Below are 1,423 nucleotides of genomic sequence, written 5' to 3'. Positions count from 1 at the left end.
CTGAGAGGGCGGGACGTACTGTGATGTCCGGTATGGGTTTGCTCGATGGTGTGGCGTTCGGCTGAACCGCCCGACAGGCTGGCGGCTGCGTGGTGCGCTGGTTCGGTGAGCGAGCGGCTGCCGTACAAGAGCGATGTGTCGGATGCGCAGTGGGCGTTGATCGAACCGGTGATCGTGGCGTGGAAGGCGCAGCATCCGTCGCCGACCGGGCATTCGGGCGTCTACGACTACCGGGAGATCGTGAACGGGATCTTCTATCAGAACCGGACCGGCTGTCAGTGGGACTATCTTCCGCATGATCTTCCGCCGCCCGGCGCGGTGAAGTACTACTTCTACACCTGGCGCGATGACGGGTTGGACGAGGTCGTCCATGACCTGTTGCGGGCGCAGGTGCGCGAGAAGGCCGGCCGGTCCGAGGACCCGTCGTTGGTGGTGGCCGACACGCAGAGCCTGCACGCGGCGATGAACGTGCCCGCGGCCACGACGGGTAAGGACGCGAACAAGAAGGTACCGGGCCGGAAACGCGGACTCGCGGTGGATGTCATAGGGCTGGTCATCGCGGTGGTCGTGGCCTCGGCCGGGCTGCACGACAACGTGTTCGGGACCCGTCTGCTGGACAAGGTCGCCGCCAAGGCCCCCACGGTCACCACGGCGCTGGTCGACCAGGGCTTCAAGAGCAGCGTCGTCGAGCACGGCGCCGGACTCGACATCACCGTCCAGATCGTGCAGCGCAACCCGGAACAGACCGGCTTCGTCCCGCAGCCGATCCGCTGGCGTGTCGAACAGACCAACGGCACGCTGCTTCTGCAGCGCCGGCTGGTCCGCGAGTACGAGGCCACCGAGTCATCCTCCGAATCCCGCGTCTACTGGGCGATAACGTCGATCATGGCGCGGCGGCTGACCGGCGAGACCACCCCGACCTGGCGCGGAGCATAGGAGAACGCCGGTGAGCAGAACCGCTCTGGAGAAGATCGCCGACCGCGAGCAGGCCGTCACCGCCACCACCGAGCACGTCAGGGCACAGATCGACACCCTGGCCGGACAGCTGCGCGACCTGGAAGCCGAACTCGCCGACCTGCAGGTGGCCCGAAAGGTCATCCTCGCTCTCGGTGACGACGAGCCCGCCGGCCCCCGGCTGCCAGACAACCCCGTCTATCAGCACATCCTCACCGCACTGACCGATGCCACCACGCCGATGCGCGCGAAAGACCTGTGCCACGCCCTGGACCTGGGTGTCGAGTCCACCAAGATCGAAGGGATGCGTTCCAAGCTCAAACGCCTCGTCGCCACCGGCCTCGTCGTCGAAGACGAACCCGGCTTGTTCACCCTGCCGCGCCCAAGCCCCAACAACTAACCCCCTGACCAGCCCGCCTCACCCAACGCCAGCGATGAACCGGGCATCACGGTACATCCCGCCCTCTGA

Annotated in this window: 2 protein-coding genes; both read left to right on the top strand. The window is 66.5% G+C overall.

Features of this window, described 5'->3' with window-relative positions; genetic code table 11:
• The first annotated feature begins 105 nt into the window (after window positions 1-105).
• Window positions 106-936, top strand: a complete 831-nt coding sequence (locus ABH926_RS51465; protein WP_370374754.1) for an IS5 family transposase — start codon at window positions 106-108, stop codon at window positions 934-936.
• Window positions 937-946: 10 nt separating this feature from the next.
• The gene (locus tag ABH926_RS51460) at window positions 947-1,354 is read left to right on the top strand and encodes a hypothetical protein (protein ID WP_370355621.1); all 408 of its coding nucleotides are present in this window, start codon (window positions 947-949) and stop codon (window positions 1,352-1,354) included.
• Window positions 1,355-1,423: the final 69 nt, after the last annotated feature.

Origin of the sequence: Catenulispora sp. GP43 (assembly GCF_041260665.1) — a bacterium.
In the GTDB taxonomy this organism is placed as follows: Bacteria; Actinomycetota; Actinomycetes; order Streptomycetales; family Catenulisporaceae; genus Catenulispora.
The sequence above is the reverse complement of the archived record's forward strand: the minus strand, read 5'-3'. Positions and strand labels throughout refer to the sequence as shown.